This is a genomic window from Mesorhizobium sp. M1182 (assembly GCF_040318335.1).
Classification (GTDB): domain Bacteria; phylum Pseudomonadota; class Alphaproteobacteria; order Rhizobiales; family Rhizobiaceae; genus Mesorhizobium.
Genome location: NZ_JAMYMD010000041.1, coordinates 1 through 18,743 on the forward strand (window position 1 = coordinate 1; position 18,743 = coordinate 18,743).

General features: G+C 62.4%; 15 protein-coding genes. 2 read left to right on the top strand and 13 right to left on the bottom strand.

Annotated features, from left to right (window positions below; all coding sequences use genetic code 11):
• The 4 genes from NKH33_RS29170 to rpsL all read right to left on the bottom strand — a co-directional run.
• Positions 1-748 (bottom strand): elongation factor Tu (locus NKH33_RS29170; RefSeq protein WP_352649818.1); only part of this gene is annotated, 748 nt, incomplete at its 3' end.
• A gap of 67 nt (positions 749-815) precedes the next feature.
• Positions 816-2,906 carry an elongation factor G gene (gene fusA / locus NKH33_RS29175; RefSeq protein WP_023680448.1) on the bottom strand — a complete coding sequence of 697 codons (2,091 nt, stop codon included), beginning with the start codon at positions 2,904-2,906 and terminating at the stop codon, positions 816-818.
• Positions 2,907-2,936: 30 nt separating this feature from the next.
• The gene (rpsG, locus tag NKH33_RS29180; RefSeq protein ID WP_008875664.1) at positions 2,937-3,407 is read right to left on the bottom strand and encodes a 30S ribosomal protein S7; all 471 of its coding nucleotides are present in this window, start codon (positions 3,405-3,407) and stop codon (positions 2,937-2,939) included.
• An 85-nt stretch (positions 3,408-3,492) separates the two neighbouring features.
• Positions 3,493-3,864, bottom strand: a complete 372-nt coding sequence (gene rpsL, locus NKH33_RS29185; RefSeq protein ID WP_006333356.1) for a 30S ribosomal protein S12 — start codon at positions 3,862-3,864, stop codon at positions 3,493-3,495.
• Positions 3,865-4,326: 462 nt separating this feature from the next.
• On the opposite strand from rpsL, the gene NKH33_RS29190 reads away from it, so the two are divergent.
• Positions 4,327-4,608 carry a transcriptional regulator gene (locus tag NKH33_RS29190; RefSeq protein ID WP_352922791.1) on the top strand — a complete coding sequence of 94 codons (282 nt, stop codon included), beginning with the start codon at positions 4,327-4,329 and terminating at the stop codon, positions 4,606-4,608.
• Positions 4,609-4,731: 123 nt separating this feature from the next.
• Positions 4,732-5,661, top strand: coding sequence for a Gfo/Idh/MocA family protein (locus tag NKH33_RS29195; RefSeq protein ID WP_352922793.1), 930 nt, complete (start codon positions 4,732-4,734; stop codon positions 5,659-5,661).
• 49 nt (positions 5,662-5,710) lie between these two features.
• Here the strand turns inward: NKH33_RS29195 and NKH33_RS29200 are convergent, their stop codons facing one another.
• The 9 genes from NKH33_RS29200 to secE all read right to left on the bottom strand — a co-directional run bounded on the left by NKH33_RS29200 (position 5,711) and on the right by secE (position 18,602).
• Entirely contained in the window at positions 5,711-6,376 is a 666-nt protein-coding gene (locus NKH33_RS29200; RefSeq protein WP_023680445.1) for an O-methyltransferase, read from the bottom strand.
• Between the two features lie 83 nt (positions 6,377-6,459).
• Entirely contained in the window at positions 6,460-10,656 is a 4,197-nt protein-coding gene (gene rpoC, locus NKH33_RS29205) for a DNA-directed RNA polymerase subunit beta' (RefSeq protein WP_023680444.1), read from the bottom strand.
• 131 nt (positions 10,657-10,787) lie between these two features.
• Positions 10,788-14,924, bottom strand: coding sequence for a DNA-directed RNA polymerase subunit beta (rpoB, locus tag NKH33_RS29210; protein WP_352874931.1), 4,137 nt, complete (start codon positions 14,922-14,924; stop codon positions 10,788-10,790).
• 283 nt (positions 14,925-15,207) lie between these two features.
• On the bottom strand, positions 15,208-15,585 hold the full coding sequence (gene rplL, locus NKH33_RS29215) for a 50S ribosomal protein L7/L12 (RefSeq protein ID WP_352922795.1): 378 nt from the start codon (positions 15,583-15,585) through the stop codon (positions 15,208-15,210).
• 54 nt (positions 15,586-15,639) lie between these two features.
• Positions 15,640-16,158, bottom strand: a complete 519-nt coding sequence (gene rplJ / locus NKH33_RS29220; RefSeq protein WP_008875657.1) for a 50S ribosomal protein L10 — start codon at positions 16,156-16,158, stop codon at positions 15,640-15,642.
• A 393-nt stretch (positions 16,159-16,551) separates the two neighbouring features.
• Complete coding sequence (gene rplA / locus NKH33_RS29225; RefSeq protein WP_023680441.1) at positions 16,552-17,250, bottom strand: 50S ribosomal protein L1; 699 nt, start codon at positions 17,248-17,250, stop codon at positions 16,552-16,554.
• 4 nt (positions 17,251-17,254) lie between these two features.
• Positions 17,255-17,683 (bottom strand): 50S ribosomal protein L11, encoded by a 429-nt coding sequence (rplK, locus tag NKH33_RS29230; protein WP_352922797.1) that lies wholly within the window; start codon positions 17,681-17,683, stop codon positions 17,255-17,257.
• 160 nt (positions 17,684-17,843) lie between these two features.
• Positions 17,844-18,371, bottom strand: coding sequence for a transcription termination/antitermination protein NusG (gene nusG, locus NKH33_RS29235; protein ID WP_006333333.1), 528 nt, complete (start codon positions 18,369-18,371; stop codon positions 17,844-17,846).
• Between the two features lie 27 nt (positions 18,372-18,398).
• Entirely contained in the window at positions 18,399-18,602 is a 204-nt protein-coding gene (secE, locus tag NKH33_RS29240) for a preprotein translocase subunit SecE (protein ID WP_023680439.1), read from the bottom strand.
• Positions 18,603-18,743: the final 141 nt, after the last annotated feature.

Here is an 18,743-nt window from a genome sequence, read left to right on the forward strand (position 1 = left end):
TGGTGGTCGGACGGATGCCGACGATCTCCAGCTCCTCGCCGACCTTGACGACGCCGCGCTCGACGCGGCCGGTCACAACCGTGCCACGGCCCGAGATCGAGAACACGTCCTCGATCGGCATCAGGAACGGCTTGTCGAGCGGACGCACCGGCGTCGGGATGTAGGCATCGACCGCAGCCATCAGTTCGCGGATGGCGTCCTCGCCGATCTTCTTGTCGCTGTCTTCAAGGGCGGCAAGCGCCGAACCCTTGACGATCGGAATGTCGTCGCCGGGGAACTCGTTCTTGGTCAGAAGCTCACGCACCTCGAGCTCGACCAGCTCGAGCAGCTCGGCGTCGTCGACCTGGTCGACCTTGTTCAAGAACACCACGATCGAGGGCACGCCGACCTGGCGGGCCAAAAGGATGTGCTCGCGGGTCTGCGGCATCGGGCCGTCGGCGGCCGACACCACCAGGATCGCGCCGTCCATCTGCGCGGCACCGGTGATCATGTTCTTCACATAGTCGGCGTGGCCGGGGCAGTCGACATGGGCATAGTGGCGGTTGGCGGTCTCGTATTCGACGTGCGCCGTCGAAATGGTGATGCCGCGCGCCTTCTCTTCCGGCGCAGCGTCGATCTGGTCGTAGCGCTTGTATTCGCCAAAATACTTGGTGATCGCCGCCGTCAGCGACGTCTTGCCATGGTCGACGTGACCAATCGTGCCAATGTTCACATGAGGCTTAGTGCGCTCGAATTTACCTTTTGCCATGTGATCTCTCCATTCCTGCCAGCCCGTGCGGGCCTTGAATTAAGTTACTGATGCAACTCGTTTCGAGTTACGCGTATTTCTTCTGGACTTCCTGGGCGACCGCGGTCGGGACCGGCTCGTAGTGGTCGAACTGCATCGTGTAGGCCGCGCGGCCCTGGCTCATCGAGCGAAGGTTGTCCACGTATTTGAACATGTTGGCGAGCGGCACCATCGCGTTGATGACCACAGCTACGCCACGGGCTTCCTGGCCCTGGATCTGGCCGCGACGGCCGTTCAGGTCGCCGATTACGCTGCCGACATAATCTTCCGGCGTCACCACTTCGACCTTCATGATCGGCTCGAGCAACTGCACGCCAAGCTTGGGGGCTGCTTCACGGAAGCAGGCGCGGCCGGCGATTTCGAAGGCCAGAACCGACGAGTCCACGTCGTGGTAGGCGCCATCGATCAGCGTCGCCTTGACGCCGATCATCGGGAAGCCGGCGAACGGGCCCGAGGTCATGACGCTGTTGATGCCCTTTTCGACACCGGGGATGTATTCCTTCGGCACAGCGCCGCCGACGATCTTGGTTTCGAACTCGAATTCGCTGCTTTCCGGATTCGGCTCGAACAGGATCTTGACGCGGGCGAACTGGCCGGTACCGCCGGTCTGCTTCTTGTGCGTGTAGTCCTGCTCGTGCTTGCGGGTGATCGTCTCGCGGTAGGCCACCTGCGGCGCGCCGACATTGGCCTCGACCTTGAACTCGCGGCGCATGCGGTCGACGATGATGTCGAGGTGAAGCTCGCCCATGCCGGAAATGATCGTCTGGCCCGATTCCTCGTCAGTCTTGACGCGGAAGGACGGATCCTCGGCGGCCAGGCGGTGAAGGGCGAGACCCATCTTCTCCTGGTCGTTCTTGGTCTTCGGCTCGATGGCGATCTGGATGACCGGATCGGGGAATTCCATGCGCTCGAGGATGACCGGATGCAGCGGATCACTGAGCGTGTCGCCGGTGGTGGTGTCCTTGAGGCCAGCGAGGGCGACGATGTCGCCGGCAAACGCCTCTTCGACGTCGGCGCGCGAATTCGCATGCATCTGCAGCATGCGGCCGATGCGCTCTTTCTTGCCCTTCACGGTGTTGTCGACCGAGATGCCCTTGGTGAGCTTGCCCGAATAGATGCGGGCAAAGGTGAGCGAACCGACGAACGGGTCGTTCATGATCTTGAAGGCAAGCATCGACAGCGGTTCGTTGTCGTCGGCATGACGCTCGATCTCGGCGTCGGTCTTGGCGTCGACGCCCTTGATGGCCGGGACATCGGCCGGCGACGGCAGATATTCGACGACGGCGTCGAGCAGCGGCTGCACGCCCTTGTTCTTGAAGGCCGAGCCGCAGAACATCGGATAGAACTTCACCGCGATCGTGCCCTTGCGGATGAGCGCACGGATCTCGTCGTTGCTCGGCATCTTGCCTTCGAGGTAATTCTCGAGCGCCGTCTCGTCCATTTCGACGGCGGCCTCGATCATCTTCTCGCGGTATTCTTCGGCACGAGCCTTGAGGTCGGCAGGGATCTCGACGATGTCCCAGGCAGCGCCCAGCGTCTCGTCGCGCCAGACCAGCGCGTTCATCTCGACGAGGTCGACGACACCCTTGAACTCGGTCTCGGCGCCGATCGGCAGCTGCATGACGACGGCATGCGCACCGAGGCGCGATCCGATCATCTCGACCGAGCGGTAGAAGTCGGCGCCGATCTTGTCCATCTTGTTGCAGAAGATCATGCGCGGCACGCGATACTTGTCGGCCTGGCGCCAGACGGTCTCCGTCTGCGGCTCGACACCGGCATTGGCATCGAGCAGCGCAATGGCGCCGTCGAGCACGCGCAGCGAACGCTCGACTTCAATGGTGAAGTCGACGTGGCCGGGGGTGTCGATGATGTTGAAGCGGTGCATCTTGCCGTCGCGACCCTTCCAGAAGGTCGTGGTCGCGGCCGACGTGATGGTGATGCCGCGCTCCTGCTCCTGCTCCATCCAATCCATGGTGGCAGCGCCGTCGTGGACTTCACCGATCTTGTGCGACTTGCCCGTGTAATAGAGGACGCGCTCGGTGGTCGTCGTCTTGCCGGCGTCGATATGCGCCATGATACCGAAATTGCGGTAGTCTTCGATTTTATATTCGCGGGCCATGGGAGGTGCCTCTTCAGTCTCGTTCGCGCTTTACCAGCGGTAGTGCGCGAAAGCGCGGTTGGCTTCTGCCATCTTGTGGGTGTCTTCACGCTTCTTGACGGCGGTGCCGCGGTTGTTGGCCGCGTCCATCAGCTCGCCGGAGAGGCGGTCGACCATAGTGGTCTCGTTGCGGTTGCGGGCGGCGGCAATCAGCCAGCGGATGGCCAATGCCTGACGGCGCTCGGGGCGCACGTCGACCGGAACCTGGTATGTGGCGCCGCCGACGCGACGCGAACGCACTTCGACATGCGGCGCGACATTGTCGAGCGCCTGATGGAAGACGGTGACCGGCTCCTGCTTGGTCTTGGACTGGACCTGGTCGAGCGCGCCGTAGACGATGGTCTCGGCAACCGACTTCTTGCCGTCATACATGACGGCGTTCATGAACTTGGTGACGATCAGATCGCCGAACTTGGGGTCCGGATTGATCTCACGCTTTTCTGCACTGTGACGACGGGACATTTTTTCTCTGCCTCAATTCTACGCGGTGGCCTGGATCCCGGATCGTCGCTTGACGCCGCCCGGAACGACCTTGGCTACGCTTCGGTCACTTCGGACGCTTGGCGCCGTATTTCGAACGGCGCTGCTTGCGGTTCTTCACGCCTTGCGTGTCGAGCACGCCGCGGATGATGTGGTAACGGACGCCCGGAAGATCCTTGACGCGACCGCCGCGGATCATCACCACCGAGTGCTCCTGAAGGTTGTGGCCTTCGCCGGGGATGTAACCGATCACTTCAAAACCATTGGTCAGGCGGATCTTGGCCACCTTGCGCAGCGCCGAGTTCGGCTTCTTCGGCGTCGTGGTGTAGACGCGCGTGCAGACGCCCCGCTTCTGCGGGTTCTGCTGCATGGCCGGGACCTTGTTGCGCTTCACCGGCGCAATGCGCGGCTTGCGGATCAGCTGGTTGACGGTAGGCATTAAACCCTCTTGTCTCTCAATTCCGTATCTCGCCCGGTCAGGGCCGCTCAAAGCGTCACTTCCATACGCAAATTCGGGCCACAAACCGCGCCTCGCGGTCTTGCCCGAACAAATGGCAGAGGAAGCGGAAGCCGCTTCGTGCACGCCGGAAATGTCTTTTCGCTCGTAAAACGAACCCTGTTTGAGGCAAACTCCAAAGCGTGTCGCTTCGGAAGCAAGAGCCTCACATCGGTTCTGACTGGGCGGCTTCTACTCGTATGGCCACTGTCCGTCAACCCCGGAGCGGCAAATATTGCGCTGAACCCGAGGCTTGGCAGCCATGCGAAAAGCGCATGTAATTTTCTTGCGCCGTTTTTCAAGAGGAAGCCAGAAAGTGACCGGCTTGCGTCTGTTTCCAGGCCGTGCTTCGTGCGAAAAGGCGGCATGAGCAGCCCAAACCCCCTCGCCCGGAGGTACGAACCCGTGAATGACAATGAGGAGCGCCCGGTCACTATTATTACCGGCCGGGTGTGGAAGCGCAAAGGCGGCAAGCCGGAAGGCGTGCATGTGATGCTGGTCGCACCGGACGACGATTCGGCGGTGCGCCGCGCTCTCGAATCGCTTGCCGCCGAAGGTTATGCCGAGGCAGAGCTCGATCAGATCGGCGACCTGGACGGCGTGCCGGACGACGAGCCGCATCTGTCCGCCTATCAGGGCGCGCTCGAAGGCGAAGTGTCGATCGTGACGTTCGATGTGCCGATCTGAAGAGATCTGAATCGCGGTCGATCTCACGGGCCGGCGACAAAGCCCGGCGACTTGCCCGGCACAAGTTCTCTGCTAAGAAGCGACCTCTGGCAAAACCAAGCACACTTAACCTGCGGAGCCCCCATGTCCTCTAATCCCATCGAGCTCGGCATCGTCGGCGTGGGGAAGATCGTCCGTGACCAGCATCTGCCGGCGCTGGCGAAGGACCAGGATTTTCGCCTGGTTGCTGCAGCCAGCCGCCATGGCAAAGTCGAGGACATCCCGAATTTCCCGACGATCGAGGCGATGCTCGAGTCGGTGCCGGAGCTCGAGGCGGTGTCGCTGTGCATGCCGCCGCAGTTTCGTTACGACGCCGCGCGCTTGGCGCTGGCGGCGAAAAAGCATGTCTTCCTGGAAAAGCCGCCCGGCGCCACGGTCAGCGAGGTCGAAGACCTGAAGGCGCTGGCGACAGCGAACAGCGTCTGCCTGTTCGCCAGCTGGCACTCGCGCTATGCGCCGGCTGTCGAAGCTGCGCGCGCATTCCTTGGATCGACAACGATCAGGTCGGCCGCCATCAACTGGAAAGAAGACGTGCGCCGCTGGCATCCGAATCAGGAATGGATCTGGGCTCCCGGCGGCTTTGGCGTGTTCGATCCCGGCATCAACGCGCTGTCGATCGCTACCCACATCCTGCCGCCGATGTTCATCAGCTCGGCAGAACTCGATTTCCCCGAAAACCGCGCGGCCCCCATCGCCGCCCATATCGCCTTCCGTACGTCGAACGGTCTGCCGGTGACGATGGAACTCGATTGGCGTCAGACCGGCCCGCAAAGCTGGGACATCCTGGCCGATACCGAGGCAGGATCGATGGTGCTTTCTGGCGGCGGCTCAAAGCTTGCCATCGATGGCCGCGTCGTTCACGAGGAGCCGGAAGCCGAATATCCGATGCTCTACAAGCGCTTCGCCGATATCGTACGCGCCGGCACCTCCGACGTCGATCTCGCGCCCCTGCAGCACGTCGCCGACGCCTTCATGCTGGGCAAGCGCAATGTGGTGGAAGCTTTTTTCGATTGACGAGTGGGCGCCGGCCGGATCGCAGGTCTGGTCGGCGCACCGCACAAAATCAATTGACGATCGCTATTGCAAAGCCGTCATAGCCCTTGGCGCCAACAGTCTGGATCGCGGTGCCTTCCAGACGTTTGTCGCTGCCGATGAACGAGAACGCCGCGCGTGCCCCTTCGACATTGGCATCGCGACCATCTTCATTCACCACCGCGCCGTCACGGATGACATTGTCGCAGACGATGACGGTCCCCGGCCTCGAAAGACGCATGGCCCAGGACAGATAGTGCGGGTTGTTCGGCTTGTCGGCGTCGATGAAGATGAAGTCGAACGGCCCGGCATTCTCGGCGCCTAAGGCCGCAAGCGATTGAAGCGCCGGTCCGACTCGCAGTTCCACACGGTCAGACACCCCTGCTCGTTCAAAGTTCGACCGCGCGACACTGGCGTGGTGCGGATCAAGCTCGAGCGTCACGACCTTGCCGTCCATCGGCAATGCTCGCGCCATCCAGATTGTCGAATAACCGCCCAACGTGCCGATTTCGAGTACCTTCTTCGCTCCCTGCATTCGCGCAAGAAGTGAGAGCAGCTTGCCTTGTGCCGGGGAAACGTCGATAGGCGGCAGGCCCTGATCATGGTTGGCCGCCAGAACGGCATCGAGGGCGGGATCCGCCTCGAAAAGAGCTTCGACAATGTAGTCGTCGACAGAAGCCCAGATCTTCCTGCTCATCGTTCTCCTCCGATCCGATTGGGGAACCACAACGCGAAAAGGGGCCACTTGGGCCCCTTTTCTATCTTCTCTTTCTTGCGCGCTTACTGCGCCGCGTTAACCATGTCGGTCAGCATCGGCTCGGCGACCTCGACGCCGGACGCCTTGCGGCGCTCGTCGATGATCAACTCGTCGCGCGAGGTGGCGATGCGCCGGATCTGGCTCATCGTACCGCCGGTACCGGCCGGGATCAGCCGGCCGACGATGACGTTTTCCTTCAGACCCTGCAGCATGTCGGTCTTGCCGGCAACCGCAGCTTCGGTCAGCACCCTCGTCGTCTCCTGGAAGGAAGCGGCGGAGATGAAGGACGGCGTCTGCAGCGAGGCCTTGGTGATGCCGAGCAGCACCGGCTGGCCTTCGGCCGGCTTCTTGCCTTCCTCGACCAGGCGCTCATTGACCTCTTCCAGCTCGATCACGTCGACGTGGTCGCCCGGAATGTAGGTCGAATCGCCCTGCGTGGTGATCTCGACCTTCTGCAGCATCTGGCGAACGATCACCTCGATGTGCTTGTCGTTGATCGACACGCCCTGCAGTCGGTAGACCTCCTGGATCTCGTTGACGAGGTAGGAGGCAAGCGCCTCCACGCCCTTGATCGCCAGGATGTCGTGCGGCGCCGGATTGCCGTCGAGGATGTAGTCGCCCTTCTCGATGACGTCGCCGTCCTGGAGATGGAACGGCTTGCCCTTCGGGATCAGGTATTCGACCGGCTCAAGCGTCGAGTCATGCGGCTCGATGATGATGCGGCGCTTGTTCTTGTAGTCGCGGCCGAAGCGGATCGTGCCATCGATCTCGGCGATGATGGCGTGATCCTTCGGACGGCGTGCCTCGAACAGTTCGGCCACACGCGGCAGACCGCCGGTGATGTCCTTGGTCTTGGCGCTTTCCATCGGGATACGCGCCAGCACGTCGCCGGGGCGAACCTGTGCGCCCGGCTCGACCGAAAGAATGGCCTCGACCGAGAGCAGGAAGCGGGCGTCGCCGCCTTTCGACAGCTTGCCGACCTTGCCCTTGGCATCCTGGACGACGATCGCCGGCTTGAGGTCGTTGCCGCGTGGCGTCGAACGCCAGTCGATGACCTCGCGCTTGGTGATGCCGGTCGATTCGTCGGCGGTTTCCTGAACGGAAATGCCATCGACCAGATCCTCGAATGCCACCCTGCCCTCGATTTCGGTGAGGATCGGGCGGGTATAAGGATCCCACTCGGCGATACGCTGGCCGCGCTTCACCTTGTCGCCATCGTCGACGAAGATGCGCGAACCGTAGGTGACGCGGTGCGTGGCGCGTTCCTTGCCGGCTTCGTCGAGGATCAGCACCGCCATGTTGCGGCCCATGACCATCAGCTGGCCGTCGGAGTTGCGCACCACGTTGCGGTTGCGGATCTCGACCTTGCCCTCATAGGAGGCCTCAAGGAACGAGGAATCCACCACCTGCGCCGTGCCGCCCATGTGGAAGGTACGCATGGTGAGCTGAGTGCCCGGCTCGCCGATCGACTGCGCCGCGATAACGCCGACAGCCTCGCCCTGGTTGACGGGAGTGCCGCGGGCCAGATCGCGTCCGTAGCAGACCGCGCAGACGCCGACCCTGACCTCGCAGGTCAGCGCCGAACGGATGCGAACCGACTGCACGCCGGCCTTTTCGATCAGTTCCACGTCACGCTCGTCCATCAGCGTTCCGGCCTTGACCAGAACCTCGCCGGTGACCGGGTGGGTGATGTCGTCGAGCGAGGTGCGGCCGAGAACGCGCTGACCAACCGAGGCGACGACCTGACCGGCATCGACGATCGGCTGCATGGTGAGGCCCTTGTCGGTGCCGCAGTCGAGCGAGTTGACGATGCAGTCCTGCGCCACGTCGACGAGACGACGCGTCAGGTAACCCGAGTTCGCCGTCTTCAAGGCAGTGTCGGCCAGCCCCTTGCGGGCGCCGTGGGTCGAGTTGAAGTACTCGAGCACGGTGAGGCCTTCCTTGAAGTTCGAGATGATCGGCGTCTCGATGATTTCACCGCTAGGCTTGGCCATCAGGCCGCGCATGCCGGCGAGCTGGCGCATCTGGGTGGGCGAGCCGCGCGCACCGGAGTGCGACATCATGTAGATCGAGTTCATCGGCTTCTGACGGCCGTTGTCCTCGAACTCGACCGCCTTGATGCGGGCCATCATTTCGTCGGCGACCTTTTCCGAGCACTTGGCCCAGGCGTCGACGACCTTGTTGTACTTCTCGCCCTGGGTGATCAGACCGTCATTGTACTGCTGCTCGTACTCCTTGGCCAAAGCCTCGGTGTCGGAGACCAGCTTGATCTTGGCGTCCGGGATCAGCATGTCGTCCTTGCCGAACGAAATGCCGGCACGGCAGGCGTGGCTGAAGCCGAGAGCCATGATGCGATCGCAGAAAATGACCGTCTCCTTCTGACCGCAATGGCGGTAGACGGTGTCGATCATCTTGGAGATGTTCTTCTTGGTCATCTCCTGGTTGGCGGTCTCGTAGGGCACGTTGTGGTTCTTCGGCAGCAGCTCGCCGATGATCATGCGGCCAGGCGTGGTGTCGTAGATCTTCGACACGACCTTGCCGTCGGCGTCGACCGTGCGGAAGCGCCCCTTGATCTTGGCATGCAGCGTCACCGCCTTGGTCTCGAGCGCGTGCTGGAGTTCGCCCATGTCGGCAAACACCATGCCCTCGCCCGGCTCGTTCTGATTGACGATCGAGAGATAGTAGAGACCGAGAACCATGTCCTGCGACGGCACGATGATCGGCGCACCGGAAGCCGGGTGCAGGATGTTGTTGGTCGACATCATCAGCACGCGGGCTTCGAGCTGCGCTTCCAGCGACAGCGGCACGTGGACCGCCATCTGGTCGCCGTCGAAATCGGCGTTGAAGGCCGTGCAGACCAGCGGGTGAAGCTGGATCGCCTTGCCTTCGATCAGGATCGGCTCGAACGCCTGGATACCGAGGCGGTGCAGCGTCGGTGCGCGGTTCAGCAGCACCGGATGCTCGCGGATGACCTCGTCGAGGATATCCCAGACCTCCGGACGCTCCTTCTCGACCAGCTTCTTCGCCTGCTTGACGGTCGAGGAGTAGCCCTTGGCGTCGAGACGGGCGTAGATGAAGGGCTTGAACAGTTCGAGCGCCATCTTCTTCGGCAGGCCGCACTGGTGGAGCTTGAGCTCCGGACCGGTGACGATGACCGAGCGGCCGGAATAGTCGACGCGCTTGCCGAGCAGGTTCTGGCGGAACCGGCCCTGCTTGCCCTTCAGCATGTCGGACAGCGACTTCAGCGGACGCTTGTTGGCGCCGGTGATGACGCGGCCGCGGCGGCCGTTGTCGAACAGCGCATCGACGGCTTCCTGCAGCATGCGCTTTTCATTGCGCACGATGATGCCGGGCGCGCGCAGCTCGATCAGCCGCTTCAAGCGGTTGTTGCGGTTGATGACGCGGCGATAGAGGTCGTTCAGATCCGACGTGGCGAAACGGCCGCCGTCCAGCGGGACAAGCGGACGCAGGTCCGGCGGGATCACCGGAACCACCTTCATGATCATCCATTCCGGACGGTTGCCGGATTCCATGAAGTTCTCGACGACCTTGAGCCGCTTCAGGTACTTCTTCTGCTTGAGCTCGGAGGTGGTCGAAGCCAGCTCAGAACGCAGATCGCCGGCGATCTTCTCGAGGTCCATGCCGGCCAGAAGGTCGTGGATCGCCTCGGCGCCGATCATGGCGGTGAACGAATCCTCGCCATACTCGTCGACGGCCATCATGTACTCTTCCTCGCTGAGCAGCTGGTGCTCCTTCAGCGCGGTGAGGCCGGGTTCGGTAACGATGTAGTTCTCGAAGTAGAGGACCCGCTCGATGTCCTTCAGCGTCATGTCGAGCAGCGTGCCGATGCGCGACGGCAGCGACTTCAGGAACCAGATGTGGGCGACCGGTGCCGCCAGCTCGATATGGCCCATGCGTTCGCGGCGGACGCGCGACAGCGTGACTTCGACGCCGCACTTCTCGCAGATGACGCCCTTGTATTTCATGCGCTTGTACTTGCCGCACAGGCACTCATAGTCCTTGATCGGGCCAAAAATGCGCGCGCAAAACAGGCCGTCACGCTCCGGCTTGAAGGTGCGGTAGTTGATGGTCTCCGGCTTCTTGATCTCGCCGAACGACCAGGACAGAATCTTCTCAGGGCTGGCAAGCGAGATCCGGATGGAATCGAACACCTGCGCAGGCGCCTGGGGATTGAAGAGATTCATGACCTCTTGGTTCATGCCGTTCTCCTTTTCGGGGTCCTCGAAAACCCCTTGCATCTAGCGCGGGCCAAACGCCCGCCGACTTGATCGGCCATCGGCCGAGAATTTGGTGCGTCCGGTCGCGGGAAGACCGCGGCCGGACGTCTTGCTTACTCGGCCGCGTCGGGCAGCCGGATCGGGTTGTCGTCGAGCTTGGTGTTCTCCAACTCGACATTGAGGCCGAGAGACCGCATTTCCTTGACGAGAACGTTGAAGCTCTCGGGAATGCCGGCCTCGAAGGTGTCGTCGCCTCTGACGATCGCCTCGTAGACCTTGGTGCGTCCGGCGACGTCATCCGACTTCACCGTCAGCATCTCCTGCAGCGTGTAGGCGGCGCCGTACGCTTCGAGCGCCCAGACCTCCATCTCGCCGAAGCGCTGGCCACCGAACTGCGCCTTGCCGCCCAGCGGCTGCTGGGTAACGAGCGAGTACGGACCGATCGAACGCGCGTGGATCTTGTCGTCCACAAGGTGGTGAAGCTTGAGCATATATATGTAGCCCATCGTCACTTTGCGATCGAACGGCTCGCCGGTGCGTCCGTCATAGAGCTGCGACTGACCGCTGGTGTGCAGGCCCGCCTGCTCCAGCATGATGTTGATGTCGGCCTCGTGCGCGCCGTCGAACACCGGTGTCGCGATGGAGACGCCGCGGCGCATCTGCTCGCTGAGGCGAACGATGCTCTCGTCGTCATATTCGCGGACCGGCTCGTTGCGGTCGTTGGCCGGCATGAAGCTCTCGAGCGTCTTGCGCAGCGGCTTGATGTCGCCCGCTGTCTTGTACGCATCGATCAGATCGCCGATCTTCCTGCCCATTCCGGCGCAGGCCCAGCCCAGGTGCGTTTCCAGAATCTGGCCGACATTCATGCGCGACGGCACACCCAGCGGGTTGAGCACGATGTCGGCATGCGTGCCGTCCTCGAGGAAAGGCATGTCCTCGACCGGAACGATCCGCGACACGACACCCTTGTTGCCGTGTCGGCCGGCCATCTTGTCGCCGGGCTGCATCTTGCGCTTCACGGCCACGAAGACCTTGACCATCTTCATGACGCCCGGAGGCATTTCGTCGCCGCGCTGCACCTTCTCGACCTTGTCCATGAAGCGCTGCTCGAGCGCCTTCTTGGAATCGTCGTACTGGCCGCGCAGGGCTTCCAGTTCGCTCTGGAGCTTTTCGTTCTCCACGGCAAACTGCCACCACTGCGAACGCGGATACTCGTCGAGCGTGTCCTTCGACAGCTTCGAGCCCTTCTTGAAGCCCTTCGGCCCGGCAATCGCTTCCTTGCCGACGAGAACGTCGGAAAGACGCGAATAGACGTTGCGGTCGAGGATCGCCTGCTCGTCGTCGCGGTCCTTGGCGAGGCGTTCGATCTCCTCGCGCTCGATCGCCATGGCGCGCTCGTCCTTCTCGACGCCGTGGCGGTTGAAGACACGCACTTCGACGACCGTGCCGAAGGTTCCCGGAGGCATGCGCATCGAGGTGTCGCGCACGTCCGAGGCCTTTTCACCGAAGATGGCGCGCAGCAGCTTTTCTTCCGGCGTCATCGGGCTTTCGCCCTTCGGCGTGATCTTGCCGACCAGGATGTCGCCCGGCTGCACTTCCGCACCGATGTAGACGATGCCGGCCTCATCGAGGTTCTTCAGCGCTTCTTCCGAGACGTTGGGAATGTCGCGCGTGATCTCCTCCGGCCCCAGCTTGGTGTCGCGGGCCATGACTTCGAACTCCTCGATATGGATCGAGGTGAAGACGTCGTCGGCGACGATGCGCTCGGACAGGAGGATGGAGTCCTCGTAGTTGTAGCCGTTCCACGGCATGAACGCGACCAGCACGTTACGGCCGAGGGCCAGATCGCCGAGCTCGGTCGACGGACCGTCGGCGATGATGTCGCCCTTGTTGACCCGGTCGCCCATGCGCACCAGCGGACGCTGGTTGATGCAGGTGTTCTGGTTCGAACGCTGGAACTTCATCAGCCGGTAGATATCGACGCCGGACTTGCCGGGGTCGAGATCTTCCGTGGCGCGGATGACGATACGCGTCGCGTCCACCTGGTCGACGATGCCGCCGCGGCGGGCGCCGATGGCGGCGCCCGAATCACGGGCGACGATCGGCTCCATGCCGGTGCCGACGAACGGCGCTTCGGCGCGCACCAGCGGCACGGCCTGACGCTGCATGTTCGAGCCCATCAGCGCACGGTTGGCGTCATCGTTCTCCAGGAACGGGATCAGGGCCGCGGCCACCGACACCATCTGCTTCGGCGACACGTCCATCAGATCGACGTTTTCGCGCGGCGCCATCATCACTTCGCCGGCGTTGCGGCAAATGACGAATTCGTCGACGAAATGACCATTCTTGTCGAGCTCGGCATTGGCCTGCGCGACGTGGTGCTTGGCCTCTTCCATAGCCGAGAGGTAAACGACCTCATTGGTCAGCTTGCCGTTGACGATCTTGCGGTACGGGCTCTCGATGAAGCCGTATTTGTTGACGCGCGCGAAGGTCGCAAGCGAGTTGATCAGGCCGATGTTCGGGCCTTCCGGCGTCTCGATCGGGCAGATGCGGCCGTAATGCGTCGGGTGCACGTCGCGCACTTCGAAACCGGCACGCTCGCGGGTCAGACCGCCCGGTCCAAGCGCCGAAAGACGGCGCTTGTGGGTGATCTCCGACAGCGGGTTGGTCTGATCCATAAACTGCGACAGCTGCGAGGAACCGAAGAACTCGCGCACGGCGGCAGCCGCCGGCTTGGCGTTGATCAGGTCCTGCGGCATCACCGTGTCGATCTCGATCGAGGACATGCGTTCCTTGATCGCGCGCTCCATGCGCAGCAGGCCGACGCGGTACTGGTTCTCCATCAGCTCGCCGACCGAGCGCACGCGGCGGTTGCCGAGATTGTCGATGTCGTCGATCTCGCCCTTGCCGTCGCGCAGTTCGACCAGCGTCTTGACCACGGCCAGGATGTCGTCCTTGCGCAGCACGCGCACGGTATCCTCGGCCTTGAGCTCGAGGCGCATGTTCATCTTGACGCGGCCAACGGCCGACAGATCATAGCGCTCGCTGTCGAAGAACAGCGAGTTGAACATGGCTTCAGCGGTTTCCAGCGTCGGCGGCTCGCCGGGGCGCATGACGCGGTAGATGTCGAACAGCGCGTCCTGGCGGCTCTCGTTCTTGTCGACGTTGAGCGTGTTGCGGATGTAGGCGCCGACGTTGACGTGGTCGATGTCGAGGACCTTGATCTCATCCTCACCGGTGCCAAGCAGCACTTTCAGCGTCTTTTCGTCGATCTCGTCACCGGCTTCGAGGAAGATCTCGCCGGTCGCGTAGTTGACAATATCCTCGGCAAGGTAGTTGCCGAGCAGATCCTCGTCGGTCGCCTTGATCGCCTTGAGACCCTTTTCGCCAAGCGCCCTGGCCTGGCGGGCGGTGATCTTCTTGCCGGCCTCGACGACGACTTCGCCGGTGTCGGCGTCGACCAGGTCACCAACGGCCTTGAGGCCGCGGAAACGCTCGACGTTGAACGGGATGCGCCAATGGTCGCCGGCGCGCTTGTAGGTGATCTTGTTGTAGAAGGTCGACAGGATCTCTTCGCCGTCCATGCCGAGCGCCATCAGCAGCGACGTCACCGGAATCTTGCGGCGGCGATCGATGCGGGCATGTACGACGTCCTTGCTATCGAACTCGATGTCGAGCCACGAACCGCGATAGGGAATGACGCGCGCGGCAAACAGGAGCTTGCCGGACGAGTGCGACTTGCCCTTGTCATGGTCGAAGAAGACGCCCGGCGAACGGTGCATCTGCGAGACGATGACGCGCTCGGTGCCGTTGACGATGAAGGTGCCGTTCAAGGTCATGAGCGGCATGTCGCCCATGTAGACGTCCTGCTCCTTGATGTCCTTGATCGACTTGGCGCCGGTATCCTCGTCGATATCGAACACGATGAGGCGCAGCGTCACCTTGAGCGGCGCCGCATAGGTCAGGTCGCGCTGACGGCATTCGTCAACGTCGAATTTCGGTCCCTCGAACTCATACTTCACGAATTCCAGCATCGAGGAGCCGGAAAAATCGGAAATCGGGAAGACCGACTTGAAAACTGCCTGCAGTCCCTCGTCAGGACGCCCACCCTTGGGCTCCTCCACCATCAGGAACTGGTCATAGGATGCCTTCTGAACCTCGATCAGGTTCGGCATCTCCGCAACTTCCGGGATCTTTCCGAAAAACTTGCGTACGCGTCTGCGGCCATTGAAAGTCTGGGTCTGGGCCATCGTCGCTCCTTAGCTCAATTCTCGGGACGAGCCTCGCCGCGGCTCGCCTTGCATCTCGGGCCACCTTGGCGGCCCTGTCTTGTTGCCCGCCGCCTGTCGGCGGCTTCTTGTCTTTTCACCCGGCGTCAATTGGCGGCGGGCCAGAAACGGGAGAAAACCCGTTTCCTGAAGGCCGGTTTGCGGCCCTCAGGAAAGAGGTTTTCGCACTCTTCGCGTTACGCAGCCTCCCTTCGACGCGAAAGGAGTGGCGGGCGGCGCCACGCCGCCCGCCGGTACTCAACGCTTACTTCAGTTCGACCTTGGCGCCGGCTGCTTCCAGCTGGGCCTTGAACTTGTCCGCGTCGGCCTTGGAAACGGCTTCCTTGACCGGCTTCGGAGCCGCCTCGACCAGGTCCTTGGCTTCCTTGAGGCCAAGACCGGTGATGGCGCGAACTTCCTTGATGACGTTGATCTTCTGAGCGCCTGCCTCGGTGAGAACGACGTCGAATTCCGTCTTTTCGTCGACCGGAGCAGCAGCGGCCGCAGCGCCGCCGGCAGCGGCAACCGCCACCGGAGCAGCGGCGGAAACGCCCCACTTTTCTTCAAGAAGCTTCGACAGCTCGGCCGCCTCGAGGACGGTCAGCTTCGAAAGGTCGTCTACGATCTTTGCCAGATCAGCCATTGCAATGTTCCTTCATAAGGTTCGAACGTGTGTTTGTGATAGCGAGGAACGGCCTCATGCCGCCTCGTCCTTCCGGGCGTAAGCGCCGATGACGCGCGCGACCGAAGCCGCAGGCGCATTGACGATCTGGGCGATCCGGGTTGCCGGCGTGGCGATCATGCCAACCAGCCTGGCGCGCAGCTCATCGAGCGACGGAAGTGTGGCGAGTGCCTTTACACCGTCGGCATTGAGCGAGGTGGTGCCCATTGCGCCGCCGAGAATGACGAGCTTGTCATTTCCCTTGGCGAAATCGGACGCGACCTTCGGCGCCGCAATCGGATCCTCCGAATAGGCGATCAGCGTCTGTCCCTTGAACAGCTCGATGATCGATGCGGAGTCCGTGCCCTGAAGAGCGATTTTGGCGAGACGGTTCTTCGCGACTTTGACGGTGCCACCGGCGGCGCGCATTTTCGACCGAAGGTCGTTCATTTGCGCGACGGTGATACCGGCGTAGTGGGCCACGACGACTGAACCAGCGCTTGAAAACGCATCATTCAGGCCCGTGACGAGTTCGCGTTTTTCCGCTCTGTCCACTGCCTATCTCCAGTTGACCCCTGCCCTCTACGAAGGACAGGCGTCGGGTTGCCTTTTGCCGGCCGGGCCATCCAGTAACGGATCTCCCGAACGACGCTCGAGGATCCTGCCCCCTTTCGCCACACCTGCCGGCAAGCCGGACGGTGCGCAGACAAAAGGCAAACACGGTTCGAACCTTTCATTGGAGCTTGTGGCTCCTTTGTCCGGTCTTCACCCGTCTCATGCAGGCCCACATGAATTAAGGCCCACATCACCTAAGGCTTGGGGGCCGCCTGCAATCTCGGACAGGATGTCCGGAAGCCTTTCGACTTCCGGTACCGGGCCGCCGACAGGTCGGAGGCCCGGAATTCTTTCACGGATCAGCGTTTTAGCGGCCGATCCAATTGTTTCGTATCAGGACGCAGCGAGCGTCGAGACGTCGAGCTTGAGGCCCGGGCCCATCGTCGAGGTGACCGACACCTTCTTGACGTAGTTGCCCTTGGCACCAGCCGGCTTTGCCCTGGTCACCGCGTCAGCGAAGGCGCGGACGTTTTCTTCCAGCGCCTTGACGTCGAACGAGACCTTGCCGACGCCGGCGTGAACGATGCCGGCCTTCTCGACGCGGAACTCGACGGCGCCGCCCTTCGATGCCTTGACGGCGGCGGTAACGTCGGTGGTGACGGTGCCGACCTTCGGGTTCGGCATCATGCCGCGCGGACCGAGCACCTTGCCGAGACGGCCGACCAGCGGCATCATGTCCGGCGTGGCGATGCAGCGGTCGAAGTCGATCGTGCCCTTCTGGACGATGTCGACCAGATCCTCGGCTCCGACGATGTCGGCGCCGGCGGCCTTGGCCTCCTCGGCCTTGTCGCCACGCGCGAAGACGGCGACGCGAACGCTGCGGCCGGTGCCGTTCGGCAGGTTGACCACGCCGCGGACCATCTGGTCGGCATGGCGCGGGTCGACGCCGAGGTTCATCGCGACTTCGATCGTCTCGTCGAACTTCACCGAGGAGCGATCCTTGAGCAGCTTCAGCGCCTCACCCAAAGCGTAAGCCTTGTTGGGATCGATGCCTTCGCGGGTCTTCGATACACGCTTTGCAATTTTTGCCATGATCTCAGCCCACCACTTCCAGACCCATCGAGCGGGCGGAGCCCTCGACCATGCGCATGGCCGCCTCGACGTCGTTTGCGTTCAGATCCTTCATCTTCCGCTCGGCGATGGCGCGCACCTTGTCGCGGCCGATCGTGCCGGCCTTGACCTTGCCCGGCTCCTTCGAGCCCGACTTCAGGTTGGCGGCCTTCTTCAGGAAATAGCTCACCGGTGGCGTCTTCATGACGAAGGTGAACGACTTGTCCTGGTAGTAGGTGATGACGACCGGAACCGGCGAGCCCTTTTCCATTTCCTGGGTCTGCGCGTTGAACGCCTTGCAGAACTCCATGATGTTGATGCCACGCTGACCAAGCGCCGGGCCGATCGGGGGCGACGGCGTGGCCGATCCCGCGGAAACCTGGAGCTTGAGCTGGCCTGCAATTTTCTTAGCCATCTCTCTTCCTGCCTTTTCTCATGCCGGTCTTGCCGGCGGTTGCAGTCTGGTGGTGCGGTCCGCGCAGCCGGCTAAAGCCGCATTCGCCTCCCACCCGTTTTTGGCCGCGCGATCTCCGCGCCGCCTTCCCTGCCGCCGAAACCGGTGCAGGGATTTCGGATCAGCCCTTCTCGACCTGTCCGAATTCCAGATCGACCGGCACAGCGCGCCCGAAGATCGAAACTTCCACCTTGAGCCGCGCCCGCTCCTCGTCCACTTCCTGGACGAAACCGTTGAAGGACGCGAATGGTCCATCCGAAACGCGGATCGCTTCGCCGATCTCGAACGTCACCGACGGCTTCGGCCGCTCGACGCCCTCCTGAACCTGGTTCAGGATACGCTGGGCCTCGGCTTCGGTGATCGGCACCGGCTTGGAGTCGCCCAGGAAACCGGTGACCTTCGGCGTGTTCTTGACGAGCGAGAACACGGCGTCGGTCAGATTGGCTTTCAGCAGCACATAGCCCGGAAAGAACTTGCGCTCGGCATCGACCTTGCGGCCGCGGCGGATCTCGACGACCTTCTCGGTCGGCACCACGATCTGCTCGATGTCGGCGGACAGGCCCTTCTGCTTGGCCTTGTTCTCGATGTCCTCGGCGACCTTCTTTTCAAAGTTCGAGTAGGCGTGGACGATGTACCACCGCGCGGTCATTTCAAGACTTCTCCGTAATCGCCGGACTTACTGTCCGAGGCCGAGGATTTTTTCGACCGCAAAGCCCATGGCCACGTCTGCGGTAAAGAAAAAGATCATCGCGATGACCGCGAACACAAGAACCATCACCGTCGAGATCATCGTTTCGCGCCGCGACGGCCAAGTGACCTTGGCGGTCTCCGCGCGAACCTGCTGGAGAAAGGTGAAGGGATTTGTGGTTTTCGAAGCCATATGCCGCTCTGTCTGCAAGACCCGTTGGCCGGGCCTCCTGGATGATCCCGCTGGCCGGGACGTGCCGCTTGAGCGTGCGTTCGCGCCGAATCAGCGCAATCATTTCGCCCATGCAAATCAGACGCGTAAAGCCGGCTTCCC